Below are 4541 nucleotides of genomic sequence, written 5' to 3'. Positions count from 1 at the left end.
AGAACGGTAGTGATTGCAGCGGTCAGCGTTGTTTTACCATGGTCAACGTGGCCGATAGTACCGACGTTAACGTGCGGTTTTGTACGTTCAAACTTTTCTTTAGACATCGATTGTCCCTCTAAGACACGGATAAATCGGTGATATCACCACATCAACCAGGCATATGCCTGAATTAGCTGAATGCATTAACAGAAGAGAAACAGGGAGGAGATAAAGAAGTGGTGCTGATAGGCAGATTCGAACTGCCGACCTCACCCTTACCAAGGGTGCGCTCTACCAACTGAGCTATATCAGCACATCTTGTTGGAGCGGGCAGTGGGAATCGAACCCACATCATCAGCTTGGAAGGCTGAGGTAATAGCCATTATACGATGCCCGCATCCTGGAACTCGGCTACCTGAATCTTTCTGTACTGAATATGAGAGAAGGCCTCTCAATATTCGAGCCGACAAACTGCTTGTCTATCGTCTCGGGCTTCGCAATGCGTTGCCGAATATGGTGGTGGGGGAAGGATTCGAACCTTCGAAGTCGATGACGGCAGATTTACAGTCTGCTCCCTTTGGCCGCTCGGGAACCCCACCTGGGGTACTTGATGGTGCCGGCTACCGGAATCGAACTGGTGACCTACTGATTACAAGTCAGTTGCTCTACCTACTGAGCTAAGCCGGCATCAAGTAGCGCGCATTCTAGGAAGACAGAGCCGCGCATGCAACAAAAAAATTGCATAAAATGCACTACCGCTCACATTTTGCGCTAGATCTCGAAAATATGATGGCTAAAGCACCAATTGAGAACAAATTTCCATCATTACCGCCTGCCATTTTGCCTGACCTGACGTTTTGTTATGGCAGAATGGCAAGCGTGAGTCCTGAAAGAGGCTAGTTATGCAACGATTACTTGCAGGCCTCTCTTTTACCTAAGCGTAACGTGATGTATTCGCCGTAATACATCACTGCTGTTGATTTTTTCTTATCGTTCTCTGCATTCCGGTGTTACCCTCCTGCCCACTATTGAAAAGTTAAATACGCTGCATACTTTTGATGCACTACGTTTGATTTCATGCGTAAGAGAATGCAGTGCGTAAATTTTGTCCTGAATTACAGGCAGAAGCATGCTTATGAGTAATAAAGAGCAAATGTTGGCAACGACCCCATATCTACAATTTGACCGGAGCCAGTGGGCGGCTTTGCGTGACTCAGTCCCCATGACGCTAACCGAAGGGGAAATAGCCCGGTTAAAAGGCATTAACGAAGACCTCTCCCTGGAAGAAGTGGCCGAGATTTATCTGCCGCTGTCTCGCCTGCTCAATTTTTATATCAGTTCAAACCTGCGGCGCCAGGCGGTACTCGAGCAGTTCCTTGGCACAAACGGACAACGCATTCCTTATGTCATTAGCATTGCGGGCAGTGTGGCGGTCGGGAAGAGCACTACAGCTCGCGTACTGCAGGCTTTGCTGAGCCGCTGGCCTGAGCATCGCCGGGTTGAGCTGATTACCACTGATGGCTTCCTTCATCCAAATAAAGTGCTCAAAGAGCGCAATTTGATGAAGAAGAAAGGCTTCCCGCAATCCTATGATATGCATCGCCTGGTGAAGTTTGTCTCTGATATCAAATCTGGCGCAACCAATGTGACAGCGCCGGTTTACTCACATCTCGTGTATGACGTGATTCCTGACGGTGACAAGATAGTTGCCCAGCCGGATATATTAATCCTGGAAGGATTGAACGTTTTGCAAAGCGGGATGGATTATCCGCACGATCCGCATCATGTATTTGTTTCGGATTTTGTGGATTTTTCTATTTATGTCGATGCGCCGGAAGAGTTATTACAAAACTGGTATATCAATCGTTTCCTGAAATTCCGGGAAGGCGCTTTTACCGATCCAAATTCTTATTTCCATAGCTATGCAAAACTTTCTCAGGATGAAGCTGTGAATATTGCCATGCAGTTATGGAAAGAGATTAATCTGTTGAATTTACAGCAGAACATATTACCCACACGCGATCGCGCAAGCTTAATAATGACAAAAAGTGCTAATCATGCCGTTGACTGCGTTAAGCTGAGAAAATAATAAGGCGAGGGGGAAATCCCCCTCTCTTTAATTCACACCGCGCAGGGAAATTTCACCGCCAACCCAAGACTTTATTACGCCATCCTGTTCCAGTAATAATCCCCCCTGCTCGTTGATCCCGCGAGAAATACCATAAATCTCACGTTCACCGATAATCAGCTTTACCGGACGATGAATAAAATTATCCAGTTTTTCCCAGCGAGGCAGAAACGGTACCAGACTTTCCTGCTCAAATAGCTGCAGCGCCGCACGAAGCTCCTGAATAAGCGTTATGGCCAACGTATTCCTGTCAATACGGATACCGGCTTCCTGCAGGTTAATCCAGCCCTGGTTAATCACATCTGTAGCTACGCTGCGCATCGCGAGATTAATCCCTGCTCCAATTACTATCTGTGCAGCGTCCCCCGTTTTGCCCGTGAGCTCAACCAGAATACCGGCAAGCTTGCGATCGCTGAGATAGAGGTCATTTGGCCATTTAACTCTGACCTCTTCGGCACCAAGCCTCTGCAATACTTCGGCCATTACGATGCCAATAACAAGGCTGAGACCAATTGCCGCCGCGGGTCCCTGCTCCAGACGCCAGTACATGGACAGATAAAGATTTGCCCCAAAGGGGGAAAACCACTGGCGGCCTCGTCTGCCACGCCCAGCCTGCTGGTATTCGGCTATACAGGCATCACCGGACTGAAGGGTGCTGAGGCGATCGAGCAGGTACTGATTGGTCGAATCAATCACCGGTAGCACAGCGACTGTACCACTATCAATCTGCGACTTAATGAAGCTTTCATCCAACAGCTGGATGGGCTCCGGCAAGCTGTAGCCTTTGCCCGGAACGGTGAAAACATCAATACCCCAGTCTCTCAACGTTTGAACATGCTTATTAATCGCGGCACGGCTCATGCCTAATTGCTCACCCAGGTGCTCGCCGGAATGAAACTCGCCGTCGGCAAGAATACTGATTAACGTTAACGGAACTCGATTATCTTTCATGCGATAGTCTCCACGGCGCTGACTTCACCTTTACCGCCCATAAAACGAACCTCAGGCTCAAGCCAGACATCAAACTTTTCTCCGACTCGCTGGCGAATATAATGAGCGAGGGCAATTACATCCGTGCTGCTTGCCTCATCTTCATTAATAATAACAAGAGCCTGCTGCTGATGAACCGCTGCGCCACCGATGCGATGGCCCTTGAGCTGGCATTGATCGATCAGCCAGCCCGCAGCAAGTTTAACGCTGCCGTCAGGTTGCGGATAATGAGGCACATTTGCCACGTTGGAAATCAGTTTTCCTGCCTGTTCGGCACTAATAACGGGATTTTTGAAGAAACTGCCGGCATTACCATTCACTTTAGGATCGGGCAGCTTCGAGGTTCTCATAGTGCAGACGCTTTCAAAAATCTGCTGAGGCGTAACGGTAGCCGGATCTAATTTAGTCAGATCACCATAGTTGAGCACAGGCATCCATGCTTTCGGCAGGCGGTAACCTACAGCAACAATCGCGAAGCGATCCTGATAGTCATGTTTGAAGATGCTGTCACGGTAGCCAAAGCGGCACTCTTCGTTGGTTAAACGCAACGCACGGCCGTTGCTCAGCTCAACACAATCGACGTAATCGCAGACCTTTTTTATTTCGACCCCATATGCTCCAATGTTTTGGATTGGCGATGAGCCTGCACAACCGGGGATCAAAGCAAGATTTTCCAGACCCGGCATGCCTTGCTGGAGGGTATATTCCACGAGATTATGCCAGTTTTCACCGGCTCCGACATGCAGTAACCAGGCATCTTCAGTTTCAATCACCTGGATCCCTTTGATGCGATTAACAATCACCATTCCCTCAAAGTCCTGCAGGAAAAGGACGTTACTGCCTTCACCCAGAATAAGAACGGGCTGCTGAGCATGCATCGATGCTGTCCATGCTTCAGTAAGCTGTTGTACGGATTCAGCGATAACTATACGTTCAGCCGTTGCCTGAATACCAAAGGTATTGAAGGGTTTAAGAGAGGAGTTCATGTCAGCCATTTCCCGGAATATTAACCGAAGTAGTTTACCCGATCCTACCGGGATTGGCTTGCCTGTCTCGGTATAACGCGCATAGCAAAAAGGCCCAGTCTTTCGACTGAGCCTTTTGTTTTATTTGATGCCTGGCAGTTGTATGCCGGGCTTTCCTGCCCGTCACCCTGCGGGCAGCCTCCGGCTGTGCAAAATCGTTCCCGACGATTTTGTCATGCTCTCTGAGAGTAGAAAGCAGCAGAAACCAGAAAACAAAAAACCCCAGCCGTCAGGCTGAGGTTTTCTGTTTTATTTGATGCCTGGCAGTTCCCTACTCTCGCATGGGGAGACCCCACACTACCATCGGCGCTACGGCGTTTCACTTCTGAGTTCGGCATGGGGTCAGGTGGGACCACCGCGCTACGGCCGCCAGGCAAATTCTGTTTATTGACCGTTATGCATCCGCATAACCATCA

At 49.0% G+C, this 4541-nt stretch carries 4 protein-coding genes, 4 tRNA genes and 1 rRNA gene; 1 reads left to right on the top strand and 8 read right to left on the bottom strand.

Translation table 11 applies throughout. The features are described from left to right. The 5 genes from HX778_RS18665 to HX778_RS18645 all read right to left on the bottom strand — a co-directional run. The coding region (locus HX778_RS18665; protein WP_001785379.1) for a GTP-binding protein at positions 1 to 107 on the bottom strand (107 nt) is incomplete at its 3' end. Positions 108 to 219: 112 nt separating this feature from the next. Next, a tRNA-Thr gene (locus tag HX778_RS18660) sits at positions 220 to 295 on the bottom strand. A 9-nt stretch (positions 296 to 304) separates the two neighbouring features. Further along, positions 305 to 379, bottom strand: a tRNA-Gly gene (locus tag HX778_RS18655). Positions 380 to 496: 117 nt separating this feature from the next. Further along, a tRNA-Tyr gene (locus tag HX778_RS18650) sits at positions 497 to 581 on the bottom strand. Positions 582 to 593: 12 nt separating this feature from the next. After that, positions 594 to 669 (bottom strand) — tRNA-Thr (locus HX778_RS18645). Between the two features lie 448 nt (positions 670 to 1117). On the opposite strand from HX778_RS18645, the gene coaA reads away from it, so the two are divergent. Beyond that, on the top strand, positions 1118 to 2071 hold the full coding sequence (gene coaA, locus HX778_RS18640) for a type I pantothenate kinase (RefSeq protein ID WP_038483028.1): 954 nt from the start codon (positions 1118 to 1120) through the stop codon (positions 2069 to 2071). 27 nt (positions 2072 to 2098) lie between these two features. Here coaA and birA read toward each other — a convergent pair whose 3' ends face one another. From birA to rrf, 3 genes are all read right to left on the bottom strand, one after another. Next, entirely contained in the window at positions 2099 to 3061 is a 963-nt protein-coding gene (gene birA / locus HX778_RS18635; RefSeq protein ID WP_154189596.1) for a bifunctional biotin--[acetyl-CoA-carboxylase] ligase/biotin operon repressor BirA, read from the bottom strand. Continuing rightward, a complete protein-coding gene (gene murB / locus HX778_RS18630; protein WP_176982751.1) occupies positions 3058 to 4086 on the bottom strand; it encodes a UDP-N-acetylmuramate dehydrogenase in 1029 nt (342 codons plus the stop codon). The genes birA and murB overlap by 4 nt, the downstream gene beginning before the upstream one ends. A 297-nt stretch (positions 4087 to 4383) precedes the next feature. Then, positions 4384 to 4499, bottom strand: a 5S ribosomal RNA gene (gene rrf, locus HX778_RS18625). Positions 4500 to 4541 lie beyond the last annotated feature (42 nt).

The organism is Cedecea sp. P7760 (genome assembly GCF_013386425.1).
In the GTDB taxonomy this organism is placed as follows: domain Bacteria; phylum Pseudomonadota; class Gammaproteobacteria; order Enterobacterales; family Enterobacteriaceae; genus Cedecea; species Cedecea selenatireducens.
Note: the sequence above shows the minus strand (reverse complement) of the source record. Positions and strands in the feature narration are given on the sequence as shown.

Coding starts and splice junctions, on each gene's coding strand:
- coaA (WP_038483028.1), top strand. CDS start 1,118: ATGAGTAATAAAGAGCAAATGTTGGCAACGACCCCATATCTACAATTT.
- birA (WP_154189596.1), bottom strand. CDS start 3,061: ATGAAAGATAATCGAGTTCCGTTAACGTTAATCAGTATTCTTGCCGAC.
- murB (WP_176982751.1), bottom strand. CDS start 4,086: ATGAACTCCTCTCTTAAACCCTTCAATACCTTTGGTATTCAGGCAACG.